General features: G+C 63.2%; 18 protein-coding genes. 11 read left to right on the top strand and 7 right to left on the bottom strand.

Going from position 1 to position 19514, the window contains the following annotated elements:
- The first annotated feature begins 108 nt into the window (after positions 1-108).
- The 4 genes from AC3WJM_RS05855 to AC3WJM_RS05840 all read left to right on the top strand — a co-directional run bounded on the left by AC3WJM_RS05855 (position 109) and on the right by AC3WJM_RS05840 (position 3205).
- Entirely contained in the window at positions 109-471 is a 363-nt protein-coding gene (locus tag AC3WJM_RS05855; RefSeq protein WP_476910001.1) for an SPW repeat domain-containing protein, read from the top strand.
- Positions 472-541: 70 nt separating this feature from the next.
- Positions 542-1927 (top strand): MBL fold metallo-hydrolase RNA specificity domain-containing protein, encoded by a 1386-nt coding sequence (locus AC3WJM_RS05850; protein ID WP_306960148.1) that lies wholly within the window; start codon positions 542-544, stop codon positions 1925-1927.
- 40 nt (positions 1928-1967) lie between these two features.
- A complete protein-coding gene (locus AC3WJM_RS05845; protein ID WP_306960146.1) occupies positions 1968-2288 on the top strand; it encodes a DUF3040 domain-containing protein in 321 nt (106 codons plus the stop codon).
- A 53-nt stretch (positions 2289-2341) separates the two neighbouring features.
- On the top strand, positions 2342-3205 hold the full coding sequence (locus AC3WJM_RS05840) for a universal stress protein (RefSeq protein WP_492271373.1): 864 nt from the start codon (positions 2342-2344) through the stop codon (positions 3203-3205).
- Positions 3206-3337: 132 nt separating this feature from the next.
- On the opposite strand, the gene AC3WJM_RS05835 is transcribed toward AC3WJM_RS05840, so the two are convergent.
- The 5 genes from AC3WJM_RS05835 to AC3WJM_RS05815 all read right to left on the bottom strand — a co-directional run bounded on the left by AC3WJM_RS05835 (position 3338) and on the right by AC3WJM_RS05815 (position 6655).
- The gene (locus tag AC3WJM_RS05835) at positions 3338-3781 is read right to left on the bottom strand and encodes a pyridoxamine 5'-phosphate oxidase family protein (RefSeq protein ID WP_059388998.1); all 444 of its coding nucleotides are present in this window, start codon (positions 3779-3781) and stop codon (positions 3338-3340) included.
- 127 nt (positions 3782-3908) lie between these two features.
- Positions 3909-4352 (bottom strand): universal stress protein, encoded by a 444-nt coding sequence (locus tag AC3WJM_RS05830; protein ID WP_059388997.1) that lies wholly within the window; start codon positions 4350-4352, stop codon positions 3909-3911.
- A 119-nt stretch (positions 4353-4471) separates the two neighbouring features.
- The gene (locus tag AC3WJM_RS05825) at positions 4472-4894 is read right to left on the bottom strand and encodes an Hsp20/alpha crystallin family protein (RefSeq protein WP_059388996.1); all 423 of its coding nucleotides are present in this window, start codon (positions 4892-4894) and stop codon (positions 4472-4474) included.
- Between the two features lie 238 nt (positions 4895-5132).
- Complete coding sequence (locus tag AC3WJM_RS05820) at positions 5133-5582, bottom strand: pyridoxamine 5'-phosphate oxidase family protein (protein ID WP_284989201.1); 450 nt, start codon at positions 5580-5582, stop codon at positions 5133-5135.
- Positions 5583-5824: 242 nt separating this feature from the next.
- A complete protein-coding gene (locus tag AC3WJM_RS05815; protein ID WP_492271372.1) occupies positions 5825-6655 on the bottom strand; it encodes a sugar phosphate isomerase/epimerase family protein in 831 nt (276 codons plus the stop codon).
- A 218-nt stretch (positions 6656-6873) separates the two neighbouring features.
- Between AC3WJM_RS05815 and AC3WJM_RS05810 the strand changes: the two genes are divergently transcribed.
- The 7 genes from AC3WJM_RS05810 (at position 6874) to AC3WJM_RS05780 (ending at position 16657) form a co-directional block, all read left to right on the top strand.
- On the top strand, positions 6874-8049 hold the full coding sequence (locus AC3WJM_RS05810; protein ID WP_476909998.1) for a LacI family DNA-binding transcriptional regulator: 1176 nt from the start codon (positions 6874-6876) through the stop codon (positions 8047-8049).
- A gap of 144 nt (positions 8050-8193) precedes the next feature.
- Positions 8194-10518, top strand: a complete 2325-nt coding sequence (locus tag AC3WJM_RS05805; RefSeq protein WP_492271371.1) for an extracellular solute-binding protein — start codon at positions 8194-8196, stop codon at positions 10516-10518.
- Positions 10515-11423, top strand: coding sequence for a carbohydrate ABC transporter permease (locus tag AC3WJM_RS05800; RefSeq protein ID WP_059388989.1), 909 nt, complete (start codon positions 10515-10517; stop codon positions 11421-11423). The genes AC3WJM_RS05805 and AC3WJM_RS05800 overlap by 4 nt, the downstream gene beginning before the upstream one ends.
- The gene (locus AC3WJM_RS05795) at positions 11420-12424 is read left to right on the top strand and encodes a hydroxyacid dehydrogenase (RefSeq protein ID WP_307053721.1); all 1005 of its coding nucleotides are present in this window, start codon (positions 11420-11422) and stop codon (positions 12422-12424) included. The genes AC3WJM_RS05800 and AC3WJM_RS05795 overlap by 4 nt, the downstream gene beginning before the upstream one ends.
- Before the next feature lie 79 nt (positions 12425-12503).
- Entirely contained in the window at positions 12504-14882 is a 2379-nt protein-coding gene (locus AC3WJM_RS05790; RefSeq protein ID WP_492271370.1) for a polysaccharide lyase 8 family protein, read from the top strand.
- A 297-nt stretch (positions 14883-15179) separates the two neighbouring features.
- Positions 15180-16163 (top strand): aldo/keto reductase, encoded by a 984-nt coding sequence (locus AC3WJM_RS05785; protein ID WP_307053723.1) that lies wholly within the window; start codon positions 15180-15182, stop codon positions 16161-16163.
- Positions 16164-16225: 62 nt separating this feature from the next.
- Entirely contained in the window at positions 16226-16657 is a 432-nt protein-coding gene (locus AC3WJM_RS05780) for a hypothetical protein (protein ID WP_306960123.1), read from the top strand.
- 40 nt (positions 16658-16697) lie between these two features.
- On the opposite strand, the gene AC3WJM_RS05775 is transcribed toward AC3WJM_RS05780, so the two are convergent.
- Both AC3WJM_RS05775 and AC3WJM_RS05770 read right to left on the bottom strand, forming a co-directional pair.
- Positions 16698-18113: a ferredoxin reductase gene (locus AC3WJM_RS05775; protein ID WP_306960121.1), complete on the bottom strand. Its 1416-nt coding sequence runs from the start codon at positions 18111-18113 to the stop codon at positions 16698-16700.
- Positions 18110-19414, bottom strand: coding sequence for an aromatic ring-hydroxylating oxygenase subunit alpha (locus AC3WJM_RS05770; protein WP_492271369.1), 1305 nt, complete (start codon positions 19412-19414; stop codon positions 18110-18112). Before AC3WJM_RS05770 ends, AC3WJM_RS05775 begins: the two co-directional genes overlap by 4 nt.
- Positions 19415-19514 lie beyond the last annotated feature (100 nt).

The raw sequence follows: 19514 nt of genomic DNA, 5'->3' as shown, positions 1-19514 counted from the left end.
CGGCCCGGGCGCCGCGGGGGCGGCCGGGGCGGCCGGGGCGGCCGGGGCGGCCGGGGCGGCCGGGGCGGCCATCAGAAATCCCAAACCGATCAAAGGAGCACGATCTAGATGAAGAAGTGGACCCGTTGGCAGGACTGGACGGCCATTGCCGCCGGCGCCTATGCCGCACTCTCGGTGCTGTGGACAAGTCAAGGCGGATCGTCCACGGCCCTCATGGTGATCCTCGGAGTCCTGCTGGTCGCCGCCGGGGTCACCAACCTGGCCATGCCGGGAATGCCGGCTGCCGAGTGGGCGCAAGCCGTGTTCGCCGTCGTCCTCCTCCTTGCGCCATGGCTTGGAGGCTTCACCTCCATGACAGGGGCCGCCTGGAGTGCATGGATTCCGGGCGCGGTCGCCCTGGTTGTCACGGCCTTTGCAATCAAGCCCAGCACCGAGGAATACCGTCACCACCACGTGATGCCGGCCCCGTAGCCGTGCAATTCCGGAACGGGCATCCGGCCACCGCCGGATGCCCGGCACTGCAAATTTCGAGGAGACCAGCATGAAGAGCAATCACCCGGCCCGCCTGCGGTTTTTTGGCGCGACCGACACTGTCACTGGTTCCCGCTATCTCCTCGAATCCCGGGACACGCGGATCCTGGTCGATTGCGGTCTTTTCCAAGGCTACAAACGTATCCGCGACCGAAACAGGATCCCGTTTCCCGTCGCCCCTGGTTCCATCGACGCGGTGCTGCTCACCCACGCGCACCTGGACCACACCGGATACGTTCCGGCACTGGTGCGCGATGGCTTTACCGGGCCGGTCTACGCCACCCACGGGACCAGTGAACTATGCAAACTGCTGCTGCCGGACAGCGGCCACCTCCAAGAAGAGGAAGCCCGCTACGCTGATCATCGGGGTTCCTCGGTGCATGTTCCCGCGCTTCCGGTCTACACCGCGGCCGATGCGGTCAGGTCCTTGAACTCATTCGAGCCGCGGGATTTTGATGCTCCGCTTGAAGTGGGAGATGGCATCGAGGCCACCTTCCTCCCAGCCGGACACATCCTCGGCGCCGCCCAGATCCACATAAATGTCGACGGGCATTCCATACACTTCACGGGAGACTTGGGCCGTGCCGACGATCCCCTCATGTTCCCTCCCCGGGAATTGGAGGCCGCGGACATTCTTGTCACTGAATCGACGTACGGCAACCGACGCCACCCGGATCAGGACGCGGCCGCTGAGCTTGGCGCGGTCGTGTCCCGCGTCGCCAAACGCGGGGGAGTTGTCATGATCGCCGCGTTCGCCGTCGGCCGCGCGGAAACCCTCATGCTCCACCTCTCCCGGCTCCGCCGCAAGCACCTCATTCCGGACATTCCGATCTATCTGAACAGCCCCATGGCCATCGACGCATCCTATATGTACCGGCAACACCCGGACGAACACCGCCTCCTCGTGGACGAGTTCGAAGACATGTACAAGCTGGCCACCATGTCACGTACCGCCGATGATTCCAAGCTTCTCAACCTGAGGGGAGGGCCAATGGTCATCATCTCCGCCAGTGGCATGCTCACCGGGGGAAGGATCCTCCACCACCTTGAGGCTTATGGCCCGGATCCGAAAAACGCCATCATCCTCAGCGGCTTCCAGGCCGGAGGAACACGCGGCGCCGACCTGGCGGCCGGAGCAAAGGAACTCAGGATTTACGGCCAGGACGTCCCCATTCAGGCCGAGGTCGTACAAATTGAAGGATTCTCCGCGCATGCCGACGCCGACGAAATCATTCGTTGGATGCACACCGCGGATGAAGCCCCGCACATGACTTACATCACTCACGGCGAACCCGAGGCCTCCGATGCCCTGCGCCGGCGCATCAAGCGGGAGCTGGGCTGGAACGCCAGGGTCCCTGAATACCTCGAATCAGTCCCGCTCGACAAACCGCTCTAGCAGCAATGGTTTCCACCCACGCCGGCATAGGAGGCCGATGATGGCTCTCTCCGAGCACGAAAAGAAGACGCTGGAACAGATCGCCCAGGAACTGGAACGCGATGACCCGAAATTCGCGGCAAAGATGAGATCGACGCCCGGGCATCCCAAGTCCCGACACACAGCCTTCGGCATCTTCGCCGCCGTCGTCGGATGCCTTGTGCTCCTGACCGGGGTCGCGGCCCGCACCCCGGCCCTCGGAATCATTGGATTCACCATCATGGGCGCAGGGGCGTACCTTGCAACGAGGCGCTTCGGCTCCCCGCAGATACGGTGGCGTCCGAGCTCTTCCCAGTCCATGGGACCCGCAGAGCTGGGGTAGTTGAGGTGGAAGCCCAACGGTCGAAGACATCATCGAGGAAGAGCGGACATGCCATGAAAGAGCCAATAGTCGTCGGCATCAACGACACCGGGGCCAACGAGGCCGCGGTGACTTGGGCAATGCACCGGGCCGCGGCTTTGAAGCTGCCCGTGCAACTCGTGCATGCGGTGGATGACCGCTGGATGGCCGAATCCTTTGCCTACAACGAGATGGCCAACAAGGCCGCGACAGAGCTTCTGATCAAGGCCAAAGCCCATGCAGCCGGGGTGGAACCGAAAGTTGACGTTCGAACGGTATTGATTTCGGGCACCCCAGGGTACGCCCTTCGCAAAAGGTCCAAGAAGGCTTCCCTGGTGGTCATCGGTTCCGGGACCCATGTCAGGCCCGGAGGCCGGCTGACCGACCGCGCCCTGCAGATCGCCTCCGTGGCCGTTTGCCCCGTGGCCGTCGTCGGAGAAGAGACGGTGCACAACCGCCACGGAGTCATCGTCGGAGTGGACGGTTCGGAGGAATCAACACAGGCGGCAGCATTCGCCGCCGCGGAGGCAGACCGTGAAGGACAGGAACTGACCGTCATGCACGCCTACCCGATACCCGGCGCCTGGTTGCAAAGGGGGTTGCCTGAGGGCAGCTTCGTCGAGCAATTCATGGAAGAAGAACGGCTGGTCCTCGCCGAGACAGTCGCCGGCCTGGCGGAAAAGTACCCCGACCTCGTCGTCCACAGGGTCCTGGCCACCGATCCACCGGCCCAGGCCCTCGCTGAAGCCGCATCGACGGCGAAGCTGCTGGTCCTTGGCAGCCGCGGCGGAGGCGGAATCAAGCGTCTCCTGCTGGGCTCAACCGCCCACGCAGTCCTTGCCCAGCTGGCGTGCCCCACCATCATTACCCGCATACGCCGGGTCAAGAAGAGCAAATAGCGGGCGGGGTTCCTTCCCGGGGAAATGGCGGGCGAGGCCATCACGGGAATCGACAGCACAGCCGTCGAACCCGACTCGGGCAGGCCCGGCACTCTGGAGAGCACCGTTGACGCCTGGCGCCAGGACCCGGATTCAGGCTAGGTGTACGTGGCGGCCAGTCACCACCGCGGCGTGGATCCGGATGAAGTCATTCCTTGCTCCGCCTGCCCAGGGCTCTACCATGGCCTGTCCCCAAAGATAGGTCAACAGCTCCGGTTCCTGCACATGCGAGGAAGGTCCGCTGACCAGGACCGACCACCCTTCGCTTCGCTCGGGCTGCGCCTCATCAATCTCGAACGATGAACTCAAGCGAGGAACGGCGTCCCCGATGGTCCCGGCAGCGGACGTACGGAAGTAGATCGCCCGGTCATGGACGAGGTAGCTGACGGGCAGGATCATCACCCTGTTCTTGTAGTTGAAGCCGAAGCGGCCTGTGTCCTGTGAGCACAACAGCTCCCAGCAACGCTCCTCGCTAAGCTCCTCCGTGACGTGCCGGACATCGTCAAAGGGGCTGGGATCCATGTTGGGAATGGACATTTGTTTCTCCTGGGGGCCGATTTTGCTTCTGCATGTCACGGCATTTGAGCGGCTGGATCGGCGAGAAGGCGACTCAGAGACCACAAGGGCGCCATCAGGCGTCTCCTCTCTCCGCCGTCGGTGTCGTTCACTTCTTTTCCGGAGCATGGACAACAAGGACCGGGCAGTGGGCGTGGGCAACGCAGGCTGAACTGACCGATCCGAGCAGCAGCCCGCCAAATCCTCCGTGGCCACGCCTGCCGAGAACGATCATGTCAGCTTCCCGGCTAGCTTCAATGAGGGATTCCCGTGCCTGACCGCGGACAACGCGCGAGACGACGTTGTCCGGCAGTCCCGGACCGAACGCTTTCTCCAAGGATTCCTTGAGGACCTGTCCGGCGCCTTCCTCGAAGTCATCGATGCCCATGGCCACATAGCCGCCATAGACCTGAGGGAACTCCCAGTAGGCAACGGCCTCGATTTGCGCTCCCAATGGCACCGCAAGGCTCTGGGCCTGCCTCAGTGCCTCTATGGAGGCTTCCGATCCATCAACACCAACAACTATCCTTGCAGCGGATGCTTCCCGGCCCATGACTTTCCTCCCGCAATAGGGGTGATTTCGTTCCCGCTAGCGTGACCCGTTGCGATTCCGGATAATAGGGCCGAAAGTCACGGCCCGCCCGTGGCAGGCCATCATCTGGACCGTGTGTACTACTCCCGTGTAATCGGGATCTTGTGAGCGGAGGAGGGTTGGACCCTTTCCGGAATCGGGGCTCTCACTTCGAGAACACCGTCCTTGTATGAAGCGGAGACGTCGTCCTTTTGGATTGTGTCCGGAACTGGCAGCCTGCGGACGAAGGAGCCGTAGCGGAATTCCGTTCTGTAGCTGCCCTTGTCCTTTTGCTCCTCCTTCTCCTGCCTTTCAGCCCTTATTTCAAGGAACCCGTCGCCAAGCGTGATTTCAACGTCCTTCTCGGGATCGATCCCCGGCAGTTCGGCGCGAACCACCAGGGTGGTGCCTTCAACCAATTGTTCGACCCGGATCCCGGATGCTGCCACATCACCTTCGAATAGCCGTTCGATCATCTCAATGGGTGAGCGACGGTTATCGAACCACCTGATTAAGTCCGACATTCCTGACCTCCTTGTCCTGGAATCTGGTCAAGCCCGAACCGGCTTGACCCTTCCAGAATGCGAAGCACGGGGAATTGATCCCAGAGTCTTTGGTCCTCCATCTTCCGGATTTTCAGTTGGTCGAGTGACATGAACGAAGCGGCATCTTCCCTTCGGCACCGGACACGCAGCCCAAGGCACAAGGCAATGCGGGGAAGCCATGGTCGGCGAGGACCGAGGCAGCCGACCTGACCAGCGGTCACGAATCGCGTGGGGGCCACCACTGGGATGGCGGGCTGATCACGAACCTGCGACCGCTCATTTCCGCCGGCGTAATCCGGACCAGATGATTTTTGGCGCCGGCTTCCCAGGGCGAGAGTTCCATAACGGAAGATTCCTGCAGTTCTTCAGCTTCCGTGACTATTTCGGCACGTCCCTTGACGATGACGCTCCACGCAATTGTGCCGTAGGTGTTGAAACCATCGGCTTCCAATGCAATCACTTGCCCGGCCATGACGGCATCCAGTTTGGTGCCCGGTCCTGTCCGGAAGATCACTGTCCCCTCGTCAGGCAGGTAGTTGACTGGGAAGATCTCCGGGCTGTCGCCTCTGACGAGCGCAATTCTGCCGACGGAGGAGGAACGAAGGTACTTCCAGCACTCATGAACGCTGAGTACTTCGGTGTCAGGTCTCAACTCTGAATTCTCCATAATGGTGAGCCTACCGAGATGGTCCACGCGGAAGTAGAGGAATAGGTCTCAGGTCTCTCCCGCGACCCGTGAGCCCCGGTTCAGGCATTCGACACGGACCGGTAATCCGGTCGGACGCCACTCCCGCAGGGCCAGACCAAAAGCCGGCGCAAGTGGAGCCACTCGTACCCCGCCCCAACGGGGCCAAAGAAGCTTGACATGTTCCGGTCATCATCCAGCGAATGCAGGAAATGGCCTTCTGCTTAAGGACCCGTCAGTTTTTCAAACCACTGCCTCATTCCGGCCAAGGCCACGGCCAGTTCGGGGAGTTCGGGATGCCATGGGCGCTCCCATTCCAATGAAAGCCACTCGGTTCGGTCTTCGAGGAGAACGAGGATTTCGTGCAACGGAATGTCGCCCTGACCGAGGAGCCGTAGCTGTCCGTCGAAGTTGGCATCTTTGAGTTGCGCATAGCCAAACCACGGGCCGATGGCTTCGAACGTCGTGGCGGGGCGCTCACCGGCAGCGGCCGGATGGAGTACGTCCCAGATGACTTGGACGCCGTGACCGGGGCATATCTCGTCCAATAGCGTCATAACCCGCCGGATGTCCGTTCCTCGGGGATGCGAGTCGTGCGTTTCCAGCCATATCCGGATGTCAGGGGCGGATAGGGCGGCCGCCGCGAGCCGCCTTGCGATGCGTGCATCCGAGTCCGTGCCAGCCCCACCCGGAAAAACGCGGACGCCTGCCGCTCCCAGGTCACGAGCGAGAAGCATCTGGGCCTCAAGCTCGCCGAGTACGTGGTCGTCGCTTAGCCCGGGATCGCCCACACGTACGTACGTGGCTACACAGACGACGTGCAACCCTGCCTCGTTGATCCGCCTACGGATCCAGCCGCGCTCTTCACCCGATAAGCCAGCATGCACTATTTGTCCTGCCATGGAACGGAGTTCGAGCCCTTGAACCCCATAGGTGGCCGCAATGTCCAGAATCTCTTGGAGGGACGCTTCCGGGCAGCCGAGCGTAGAAAACGCAACCTTCGCTTTCACGAAGTTCTCACCAACCAGGCGGCCGCCGCCGAGCCTTTCACCCACTTCACTATCAATTCTTCTCCTCCGATGAATGTCCGCTGATTCAAGGAGAAGTCCCTGAGGAACCTGAGGTCAAGCATTGGTAGCTGATTTGAACAACAATGCACATCTCCTGCGCGGCCAATTATCACGGGCCCAACTGGCCTTGACTTTCGGAGCCAGCGTCCGCTCTAGTTCATAATGAACAAATCAAACACAAGCGAACTTGATCGGAGGCTCTCATGCTCCCCGAGGACCGGCACCTGCAGATTCTGAAGGAGTTGGCTTTTCACGGCTCCCTCAGCGTTGAGGATTTCGCGGCAAGAATGGGAACGTCCGGGATGACGGTCCGTCGTGACTTGGCAGCTCTCGCGGAGCGGGGGCTCCTGCAACGCGTCCGAGGTGGTGCCGTCCCTGTCGCCGGGTCCGCCATTGAAAGCGGCCGGCGTCGCGGGACCGGCATGAACCCCAGGGGACCATCGGGTCCCGGCAGCGTTCCTCTGTTGTCAGGGCGGCCGGGCGGGAGCCGCCCGCTGGCGACGATCGGCATGATCGTCCCGTCCGCGTCGTACTATTTTCCCGGGGTTATCCGGGGCGCGGAGGCGGCCGCCCAGGAAGCGGGAGTTCGGTTGGTGCTGGGGGTTTCCAACTACTCCGGGGCCGAGGAACGGCGCCAGCTTCGCCGTCTGTTCGAACACGGCGTTGACGGCATCCTGGTTACGCCCAGTGAGGTTTCCTTGGCCGGAACTGAAACCCTGGCCTTGCTGGCTGAGACGGCGGTGCCGGTTGTCGTCGTCGAACGCTCCATCGACGACATTTCTGAAGAGTGCCGCCTGGAATCCGTACGCAGCGACCATGTGCGCGGGGCGGAGATCGCGGTCAACCATCTCCTGTCCCTCGGCCACAAAAGGATTGCCTTGTGCGTCCGGGAGAAGACTCCCACTGCCTCCCAGGTCATCGAGGGCTACCACCTCGCCATGCGGCGGGCCGGGACCCCGCAGGACTCCACCATGGTGCGCCCCGTCTCGCGTGCGCTGAACGATCCACAGGCGCACCGCCTGGTGGTGGAAGGGATTCTCGACTGGTGCGCCGAGTCGCACGTGACTGCTGCGATCGTGCACAGTGATGAGGACGCGCTGCAGTTCGCCAGCGCCTGCCAGGATCGCCGCGTCCGCATCCCCGGGGACTTGGCTATCATCGCGTACGACGACGAAATCGCGGCGCTGGGTACCGTTCCCCTCACCGCCGTGGCACCGCCAAAATACGACGTCGGCCACGAAGCGCTGCTGATGTGCCTGAACCGGATCGGAGCCCAGCGACGGGGCGTGTCGGCGCTGCAGCGACTGAGCCTCTCTCCCAGCCTCAATATCCGGGATTCCACCCAGAGCCAGGCGCTTCACGTCGGGGCCGCCGAATGACGGAAGCCAAGACAACTTCACTCCGATTCTAGTGTTCAATTCTGTTCATTCCGTTGATATGTTTACTCGCTGACCGTTTCACTGGGAGTTAAGTGCTTCAAGGCACACCACGACTTCGCATCGTGAACTTCAAAGGAGAACAGAATGAAGCGTCGCCAGCTTCTGCTCGGAGCGGCCAGCCTCGTGGCCAGTGCCGCCCTCATCACGGCCTGCGGGACAACCCCCTCCGCAACCCCGACCCCGGCTCAAGAACCCACCGGCACCATCACGTTCTGGTCCTCGCTCGCCGGGATGGACAAGGTCGCCGCAGCGTTCAACGCAAGCCAGAACAAGATCAAGGTCAACTTCGAAACCGTCCCCAACGGCGCCAGCGGAGGTTACGCCAAGCTGTCCACTGCCATCACGGCGGGCAACGGTCCCGACGTGGCCACCATCGAATACCCGCAGCTGGCCCAGTTCGTCAGCAACGGTCAGCTCCAGCCGCTGGACGGACTGATCGACAAGTCCGCAACGCTGGACAAGCTCTCGGACCAAGCCCGCGGACTGGTGCAACTCGGCGGGAAGACCTACGCCCTTCCCTACGACACCACCCCGATGGTCATGTGGTACCGCAAGGACCTGCTGGAAAAGGCAGGCGTTGAGGTTCCAAAGACCTGGGATGATTTCGAGAAGGCCGGCCAGAGGGTCAAGGCAGTGGCGCCGAACGCCTACCTCGCCAGCTTCTACCCGAACGATCCGGTCGTCACCGCGGGCCTGGCCTGGCAGGCCGGTGCCAAGTGGTTCTCAACCGAGGGCGACACCTGGAAGATCGGCGTCAAGGATGAGGCCACGCAGAAGGTGGCCAACTACTGGCAGAAGTTGATCGACGAGAAGATCGTCAAGGTCGAACAGTCCTTCAGCGACGAATGGTCCGCCGATCTGGCCAGCAGCACCGTTGTCGGTGTCCTCGGCGCGAGCTGGAGTGCCCCTGGCCTGCAGTCGCGTACGAAAGCAAACAACCAGGCCGGCCAGTGGATTGCGGCCGAGGTGCCGAACTGGGGCACTCCCTCGAACGGTTTCCTGGGCGGTTCCAGCTTCAACATCCCCAAGGGCAGCAAGAACCCCGCCGCTGCAGCTAAGTTCATCGAGTTCCTCACCACCAACCCCGACGCCGTCAAGGCCCGCGGCAGTGCCGGCTCGGCCTACCTGGCGTTTCCAGGACTGACTCCAGTGGCGAAGGGCGCGTTCGACGCGAGCTACTTCGGCAACGACATCTACGCCGTCTTCGACAAGGCCTTCGCCTCCGTCAGGAGCGGCTGGCAGTGGGGACCGAACTGGGACCTCACCAACACCGCCATGAAGGATGCTTTCGGCAAGCTGACCACCGGCGCACCGTCAAGCAGGGCATCGAAACCGCGCAGACTGCCACGGTGGGCGGACTCAAGCAGAACGGCCTCTCCGTCAAGGAGTAGGCCCGCCCGGCGGGCTGGCTTCATGGCAAGCCACCCCGCCAGCGAGGAGATTCAAATGGTCAATCAAGCACTTACGAAGCCCGCCAGCCGAGTTGCCGCCGCCCCCGCTTCAACCATCCGCAAGCCACGCGGCCTTTCCGGAACCGGCGGCCGCACCGCCGCCCTGTTCCTTACCCCGTTCTTTGCCGTCTTCGCCTTGGCGATGGTGGCACCCGTCATCTATTCGATCGTGTTGAGCTTCTTCGCCCAGCAGAAATCCGGCCTGGGCTTCGGCGAGGCGAAGACCGCGTTCGTCGGCCTCGAGAACTACCTGCAGGTCCTGCAATCCGAGGCCTTCGTGGGCGGCATCGGCCGCCTCGCGCTGTACTGCGCTATGTACATTCCATGCATGGTGGGCGGCGCCTTGGCGTTCGCGCTCCTACTGGATGCCGCCGTCGCACGTGCCCGGAAACTGTTCCAACTCCTTGTCTTCCTGCCGCATGCCGTTCCCGGCGTCATCGCCGCGCTCATCTGGGCCTATCTGTACACGCCGGGAGTCAGTCCCATCGTCTCCGTCCTCCAAACCGGCGGCATTTCGCTGAACTTCCTGGATGCCCACCTGATCCTGCCGTCGATCGTGAACATCGCCGTGTGGGAATGGACGGGCTACAACGTGATCGTGCTCTTCACGGCGTTGCAGGCGGTTCCGCGGGAAGTCCTCGAGGCCGCTCGTGTTGACGGAGCCGGGGAAATCCGTGCGGCCCTCAGCATCAAGCTGCCGCTGATCCTGCCCGCACTCAGCGTCATCATGCTCTTCACCGTGATCGGCACGCTGCAGCTGTTCACCGAACCCTCCATCATCTCCAAGGCCACGGCGTCCGTCACCAGCACATGGGTTCCGAACATGTGGGCCTACGACGCGGCCTTCAATCGGCACAACCTCAACCAGGCCGCGGCCGCCTCCATCATCATTGCGCTCATGGCCGCCGTGCTGTCCTGGGCCGTCACCCGCTTCAGCTCAAGGATGAACAAAGCATGAGCGCCACCACCTTCCCCCGGCCCCGAACTGCGCTTGCGCCTTCACCTTTGAAACGACGCCGGGCCGCCCGAGTCGGGTTCGCCAGCACCTTCACCGTGAACGCACTCCTGATCCTCGGTTCCGCCTACATGGTGCTTCCGGTGCTGTGGCTCTTCTTCGCCTCCACCAAAAGCACCGCGGACCTCTACGGAACGGCGGCCTACGCTTTCGGGCACCCGGCCTTTTTTGACAACGTCGTCGCGGTCCTGAGCCAAGACGGCGGCGTGTTCCTCCGGTGGATGGCGAACTCCATGTTCTACGCGGCTTTCGGAGCCGTCTTTGGCGGGCTCATCTCGGTCATGGCCGGGTATGCGTTCGACAAGTTCCAGTTCCGCGGCAAGGACTCCTTCTTCGGTATCGTCCTGGTGGGCGTCCTCATCCCGAACACCGCCACCGTCCTGCCCATGTATCTGCTGGCATCGGTCTTCGGGATCACCAACACCATCTGGGCCGTCCTCATCCCCGTGCTCTGCAACCCTTTCGGTGTCTACCTGGCCCGGGTTTACTCCGCGGCCTACGTCCCGGCCGAAACGCTCGAAGCCGCGCGTGTGGATGGGGCCGGAGCCATCCGATCCTTCTTCTCACTCGGCCTGCCCATGATGCTCCCCGGATACGTCACGATCGCCCTGTTCCAGTTTGTCGGCGTCTGGAACAACTTCATGCTTCCGTTGGTGATGCTCCAGGACCAGCAACTGCTCCCGGTCAGCGTCGGGATTTCCATCTGGCAGGGCTACGCCGTACCGCAGCCGGAATTCACACCCCTGGTGATCACTGGGTCCCTTCTGTCCATCGTGCCGCTGCTTCTCGCGTTCATCATGCTGCAGCGATTCTGGAAGTCCGGCTTGACGGCAGGGAGCGTCAAGTGACCCTCAACGTTGCCTTGGCCATGCCGGCCCACACCGCCCGGGCCCTGTTCCCGGAACGCAGCCTCGACACCCTCGAGCCTGAACTGAACCTCCTGAGCCTTGAGCCCATCCAGGACTTCCACGCACCCGAAGGCAAGGCGCTGCTCGCGGAGGCCGACATCCTCATCACGGGCTGGGGCTGCCCCATGATTGACGACGCCGTCCTGGATGCGGCACCGCGCCTGCGCTACGTCCTGCACGCGGCCGGGAGCGTGAAACACCACGTTGCGGACGCCTGCTGGGAACGCGGCGTCCAGGTCAGCTCTGCCGCGGATGCCAACGCCATCCCGGTCGCCGAATACACCGTGGCCATGATTATCCTGGCCAACAAGCGCGTCCTTCAGATCGCCCGCGCCCTGCATACCGCCCGCGCGGAGATCCAGCCCGAACGGCTCTTCCCTGACATGGGAAACTACCGCAAGCGCGTCGGGATCATCGGTGCTTCCAAGATCGGGCGCCATGTCATCCGCCTGCTCGCTCCGTACGAGCTTGACGTCGTGGTGGCCGACCCCTACCTCGACGCCGCCGAGGCGGCCGCGATCGGCGTCGAGCTCGTCACCTTGGACGAGCTCGTGGCGAGCAGCGACGTCGTGTCCCTCCACGCGCCGTCGCTCCCCTCCACCAAGAACCTCATCGACGCCGGCCGGATCGAAGGGCTCCGCCCCGGCGCCACGTTCATCAACACCTCCAGGGGTGACCTCGTCGACCAAGGCGCCTTGCTGGCGCGGGTGGAGCGCGGTGATCTCTATGCCGTGTTGGATGTCACCACCCCTTGGGTCCTGCCAGCGGACTCCGGCTTCTACGCGCACCCAAATGTCCTGCTGACCCCGCACATCGCCGGTTCCCTGGGCAATGAACTGGAACGCATGGCAGCCAGCACCGTCCAGGAAGCCCTCCGGCTTTCCCGGGGCGCCCCCCTCTCGTTTCGCGTCCGCGCCGAAGATCTCGGCATCACCGCCTAGTTCTCAAGTCCGTCCATTTTGTGCCTCGACGTCCAGGGCGCCTTTGGCACGTCCACCACACTTACTTAGGAGCAACTCCGTGTCACCACAGATCTCACGCCGAACGGTTCTCCAGACCGCAGGCACGCTATCCCTTGCGGCCGTTGTCAGCTCGATGTTTGCCCAAAATTCCTGGGCGGCATCAGTGCCGAGCGCCGCGGACTTCGCCGCGCTGCGGACCCGCTGGGTGGACCAGATCACCGGCCGCACGGTGATCCAGGCGGGTGATCCAGACTTCGCCACGGCTATCACCGCTCTGAACAACAAGGCCGCCGCCTCGCTGGCCAAGGTCAACCGGGCGGCAGGCCGTACCTCGGTCTTCACCGACCTGTCGCTCGCCAACGACGTCCACATTGCTTCCACCTACCAGCGTCTGCAGCAGCTCGCCATCGCTTGGGCGACCCCCACAGCCACAGTGTTCGGCGATGCTTCCGTGCTTGCAGACATCAAAGCGGGGCTGGCGGACGCGCATGCCGTTGCCTACAACGATACGAAAGTAGAATCCGGGAACTGGTGGAACTGGGAAATCGGTGTGACAAGGGCCTTGGCCGATACATTGGTCCTGATTCACGGCGAACTGACCGCCGCCGAGATCGCTGCCAACTGCGCAGCCATCGACCACTTCGTGCCAGACCCGTGGCAGCAGTTCATGGCACCAAGAGCCAAGGTCATGTCCGTGGGAGCCAACCGCGTCGACCTCAGCCAAGCAATCATCATCCGCTCCTTGGCCGGGGAAGATACCGCAAAGCTTCAGCACGCCATCACGGGACTGAGCCAAGTGTGGCAATACGTCACTAGCGGAGACGGATTCTTCAGGGACGGCTCCTTCATCCAGCACAGCACCACCGCATACACAGGTTCGTACGGGGTAGTGCTGCTCACTGGATTGTCCAAGCTGTTCGCGCTCCTTGGCGGCACGGCCTCTGAAATCTCCGATCCAAGCCGCAGCATCTTCCTCGACGCAGTCGAGGGTTCGTACGCGCCGTTCATCATCAACGGAGCCATGGCGGATGCCGTGCGTGGCCGCTCAATTAGCCGAGAGGCCAACACCGGCTACGACCTCGGGGCTTCCGCGATCGAAGCCATTCTCCTCCTGGCACGCGCCATGGATCCCGCTACCGCCGGAAGATGGCGGGGCCTGTGCGCCGGATGGATCACCCGCAACACCTGCCGCCCGATTCTTGCAGGGGCCAGCGTGCCAAGAACTGCCCTTGTCAAGGAACTCCAGGCCAGCGGTATTGCGCCCGTCGCCGAGACTGCGGGGCACCGGCTCTTCCCTGCCATGGACCGTACCATCCACCGGGGGAGCGGCTGGGCACTGTCCTTATCCATGTCAAGTAACCGCATTGCCTGGTACGAATGCGGCAACGGCGAAAACAACCGCGGATACCACACGGGTTCCGGCATGACACATTTCTATACGGCCGACCTGGGCCAATACGACGACGCCTATTGGGCCACCGCCAACTACAACCGGCTGCCCGGCACCACCGTGGACACCACGCCCTTGCCGGACAAGGTGGAGGGCGAATGGGGTGCAGCCCGCCCTGCAAACGAGTGGACGGGCTCCGCGGCCCTGGGCGAGGTGGCCGCCGTCGGGCAGCATCTTGTGGGTCCCGGTGGCACCGGCTTGTCGGCCAGGAAGTCCTGGTTCATCAGCGGGGACCTGGCGGTATGCCTCGGCGCCGACATCAGCACCAGGAGCGGCGCCCGCGTGGAGAGCATTGTGGACCACCGCAATCTTCACGAAGGAAACAACGCCCTCACGACGGCGTCGGGCAGCATCGCCGAATCGGCAGGCAGGGCAGTGGTTCTTGATGACGATCGATGGGTCCATTTGGAAGGGTTCGGCGGCTACGCCGTCCTCGACGCCTCACCGCTCACGGTCCTCCGCGAAAGCCGCTCCGGAAGCTGGTCGGCGGTCAATCTCCTTGCCGGCAGCACCACCGTCCAGCAGCGCAACTTCGCCACCGTCTACATTGACCACGGCGCAAGCGATACACCGGGCAGCTACGCCTACGTGGTGGCTCCAGGCGCATCGGTCGCCCAAATCAGGCAGATCGCACAAGGCGACAACCACACGGTGATCCGGAACGATGCCACCGCCCAGTCCGTGGAGTTCAAGAGCGAGAAGACTACGGCGGCAACCTTTTGGAAGGCCGGAACAGCGGGGGACCTTGGTGCCTCGGGTCCCGCGTGCGTTGTCTACTCCAGGCACGGAAATGTGCTCAGTCTGGCGGTCAGCGAGCCCACGCAGAAGGCATCCAGCATCACATTGACGCTGCCCGAAGGAACATGGTCCACAGTGCTGGAAGGCTCCGGGGCGACCCTCGGCGCTGATGCCGAGGGCCGCTCAACCCTCACGCTCGACACTGCCGGACTCGGCGGCCAGACGCAGACCGTCAAACTCCGCCGCTAACCGAACATGGGCCACCGTGCCGCTGCGACACTTGGACGCGATGGTCGGCGTGGTCGACCTCAAAAACCTGGAAAGAGCATCCAGAACGTCATCATCACCTGAGCTGTGTGACGGGGGCGTCCGGCCGTCCCCTGCCACTTGGTGCTTATGCTTCCCGGGTGGCGGGTGAGGAATCGGGAGAGCCCGAGATCGTCCGGCAGCATCTTTTGACCAGGCGTGGCTGGCCCATCCGGTCCTAGGATCAACTGGCCCCCCTCCATGCGGACGGGGCTGTTGTGCCGTGGTTATAGTCGAAGGATGAAGCAGCGAGTATTGGGCAAGACGGGGCGGTCCGTCTCCGTTGTGGGGCTGGGCACATGGCAGCTCGGTGCGGACTGGGGCAACGTGGACCCGAAGGAAGCCAACGACATCCTGGAAGCCGCAGTGGATTCCGGGGTGACCTTCTTCGATACCGCCGATGTCTACGGCGACGGGCGGAGCGAGCAAACCATAGGGGCGTACCTCGCTGCCAACCCCGGACTGGACATCACTGTAGCCACCAAAATCGGGCGGCGCCTGGAACAGAAACCGGAGAACTACACACTGGCCAACTTCCGGCAGTGGGCCGACCGTTCCCGGCGGAACCTCCGGACGGATTGCCTGGACCTGGTGCAGTTGCACTGCCCACCGACCCCGGTCTACAGCCGGCCGGAAGTCTACGATGCGCTGGAGACGCTCGTCAGTGAAGGCGCAATCAAGGACTACGGCGTCAGCGTCGAGCGGACCGATGAAGCACTCGAAGCCATCGAACACGGCACGGCCACCGTCCAGATCATTCTGAACGCCTTCCGACTCAAACCCTTGGAGGGCGTCCTGCCTGCGGCGAAGAACGCCGGAGTCGGCATCATCGCCAGGGTCCCTCTGGCCTCCGGCCTGCTCTCGGGCAAGTATTCCAAGGACACAGTCTTTGCCGAAAATGACCACCGGAAATACAACCGGGACGGTGCAGCATTCGACGTCGGAGAGACCTTCTCCGGAGTTGACTTTGAACAAGGCCTCAAAGCGGTGGAAGAATTCAAAAAGCTTGTCCCGTCCGGAGCAACTACAGCCCAAGCGGCCATCGCCTGGATCGCGGCACAAGACGGCGTCAGCACCGTCATACCAGGTGCCCGAAGCCCCGAACAAGCCCGCTCCAACGCCGCCTCCATCCAGATACTGGACCACCTGGGTCCGGACTTCGAGAACAGCGTCAGGGAAATCTACGACACGTACTTCCGCGAGATGGTCCATTCACGCTGGTAAACCCCGGAAAGCCAAGCTATTCCGCATGTACCGGCAGTCAGGGACGACGATAGGGTTGGTGCATGAGCGCACCGGAAACGACACACGACTGGCAGCCCCTATGGGCGCGGCTCAATGCAGGCGAGGAAACACTTCCCGCCGGCGTCCTGATGACCGCCCCGCCGGGCGAGGTCAACAGCGCGCTGCCGCTGGAGTCCGAGTTCGGGGTGTTCGAGGCGCCCTTGGAGGATTACGACGTCGTGGAGTTGACCCGCTTCGACCGCCCTCTGGCGCGGGGCCGGGTGGCTTTCGGCGATGGTTTCGCTGTGGTGGGCCCGGTGCGCGCAGTGGACGGCGACTCTGTGGCGCTCGATCACGAGGCTGTGATTCTGGCCCGCCTGGCGGAGGAAGCGTTCGTCGAAGGCGCGGATGTCGTCTATGCGCCCGTGGACGCCGCGGCGGCGGACCGGTACGAGGCCCTCGGGTGGACGCGGGCAGGCGAACTGGCCCCCTAGGAGCACCGGGTCTTCCGTGAGGCCCGGCAGCTGGAAGCTGCTAGGCATCGATCACCAAATCGGTTCGTGCTGTGGAGCAGCAGGGCAGGAACTTGCCTGCCTCGATTTCCCGTGCCCGAATGCCGCCCTGGTGGTTCATCTCGACCTCCCCGGAGAGCTTGACGACCTTGCAGGAGCCGCACATGCCCTCTTTGCAGTTCGCTCCGATCCTGACGCCGGCACGCTGCGCCACCTCGAGGATGTGTTCGGAGGGGTCGATGCGCACGTTAATGCCGGTGCGCATGAAGGACAGGGTGAGGCTTCCCGTTCCGACCGTGTCGAAGCTCGAGGCATCGGAGGACCCGGCCTGCGGTCCCACGTCCGGACTGCCGTCGGGGGCTTCGGGACCGGGTACGTCAGGGTCGACGGTTTCCAGCGGCAGGCCCGTGGCCTGCAAGGTTCCATCTGCGTCGTAGCCCGGCTCGTAGAGCCCGAACGCGGTGGGCTGGCTTTCGTAGTAGTCCTCGGCGGAATCGGCGATTTCCTCGGCTATTTCCTCCGCAATGTCCACTGCAAACGCGAGCTCCGCCTGGTATTCAAGGAGCGTCTGGCGATCTCCCGAGAAGAATTCCATGTAGATGGAGGTGTCGTCGACGCCGACCTTCTTGAGGAGCTCGGTGGCTGTGTTCAGGTAACCCTCGGGGCCGCAGGCGTAGACTTGGCGGCCGTTGGCGTCGGGAGCCACCTCGTCGAGCATGGCCGCCGTGAGCCTTCCGGTGAGCCCTTCCCAGCCCTCGGGTTTGCTGCGGTCGCCCAGGGAGTAGAAGACCTTGACCCGCGAGTCCACGGAGGCGATGTAGGCCAGCTCCTGGTGGAAGGCAAAGTCTCCGGCCGCCGCCCCGTGGTAGAGCACCACGACATCGGCTTGTCCGGGCAGCGAGTGGATGGTCCGCACCATCGACATGATGGGGGTGATGCCAGCGCCGGCGGCCAGGAACAGGTACCGTGCCCGCCGGTCGGCGTCGGGCAGGTGGAATGCCCCGACTGGTCCGAGCATGTCGAGGACAGTGCCGGGTTTGACGTTCTGGTGCACCCACGGCGAGACCTGTCCCGTGGGGTCGCATTTGACTGTGATGTCGAAGGTCCACGGCTTGGTGGGCGAACTGGACAGCGAGTAGCTGCGGTCCACCGCGTCCTGGTCCGCGCCCTTCACGGGAAAGGCGACGTTCACGTACTGGCCCGGACGGAACGCCAGCGGCGCACCATCGCAGCGGCGAAACACGAAGGTCATCATGCCGCCCACCTCGGGAACGGTCTCGACGCATTCGGCCAAGAACTCCTGCGGATGCCAGGGGCCCAATGCGCGGGCGGCGCTTGCGGGTCCCTCGGTGCTGCCCATGACCCTGTTCCACGGCATCTCAAGACCGCGAATGCGCTGTGGTTCCTGGACGGCCGTCTCAGTGCGGAGTTCGATCATGCCAGGTGCTCCTGCACGCGCTGCACGTACCAGTTGATGAAGGCCTCCACCTGGTATTCGCTCTTCATGTACGGGCCGGGTTCGTAGGCGGGGCTGCCGGCGCCCTTCTGGCATAGCTCCACGAACTCCTTGTCCTGCAGATTGGTCTGCTTCCAGGTGTAGGTGAGCTTCTCCAGGTCGTAGTCGACGCCTTCCTCGGCGTCGTCAGCCACCAGCCAGGTGGTGCGTACCAGTGTCTGGTGTTCGTTGATGGGGAAGACGGCGAACGTGATGACGTGGTCGCTCTGGAAGTGGAACCAGCTGTTGGGCTGCAGGTGCATCGAGCAGCGGCCAAGGCGGAAGTCCCGCAAGTCGCCGAGCAGCTTCTTGGAGAGCCTGCGCCCGTCGGCCGAGAACGATTCGCCCTCTCCGTCGAGCGATTCACGTGAGATACGGATTCCCGCGATGCGGGTGTCGAGCTCCTCGACCACCTCGTAGGGAAGGCCATAGCGGCGGCAACGCTCCTCGAGCGAGGACTGTGCTTCCTTGTTGCGGTCCCACACTTCTTGGAGATGGGCCGGGATCAGGCCCTCCGTCAGACCCCAGGTGGGAAAGAGGGAACAGGCAAGCTCGGGGTGGCCGTCGCAGTGGTAGCACTCACGGTTGTTCTCCATGACGAGCTTCCAGTTGCCCTCCTCGATGATGTTCTGCTGGTAGGCGACTTTAGTCTTCGACAGATCGTGCGGCGCGAGGTAGGGCTCGAAGATCTTTGAGGTTTCGTCGAAGTCGGTTGGCGGTTCGTCGGCAATGCAGACGAAGATGAGTCCGGCAACCATGCGGCTGTGGGCGCGCTTGAGGCCGAAACAGCCCTTGTCGAACTTGGTTTCCCCCGGCGCCGAGGCATGGATCAAATTACCTTCGGGAGAGTAGGTCCAGGAGTGATAGCCGCACACCAGGTTTCCCGTTGACCCCGCGGGCTCGGTCAGGACGCGGGCGCCGCGGTGGCGGCACACGTTGTGCAGGACGTTCACGCCGCCGTCGTCGTTGCGCAGCACGATCAGGGAGTAGGGCCCGTAGTCGATGGTGACGTAGTCGCCCGGCTCCGGCAGTTCGGCGATGCTGGCGGCATAGATCCAGTGCTGGCCAAAAATGGCCTCCATGTCGATCTTGAAAATCGTCGGATCGGTGTAGAAGGGGGCGTTGAGGGAATACCCCACGCGCCGGAACTCGAACAACTCGGTGATTTCCGCCAACTGTTCGGCAGGCAATGACGAAGCGAGTTTTCGGCGTGAATTGAGGGGCGCGTTCACTGGAGCAGACATGTGTTTCCTCCCGGGAGGGCTAGGTAAGGGGCGATCCATCGAGACCGGCGTTGGTGGGTGCAATCGCCGTTGTCGAACGTTTTATTCATGAGATTAGAGC

It is taken from the genome of Arthrobacter sp. FW306-1B-G06A, from assembly GCF_058781765.1.
This window is presented reverse-complemented; position numbering and strand designations above follow the sequence as displayed.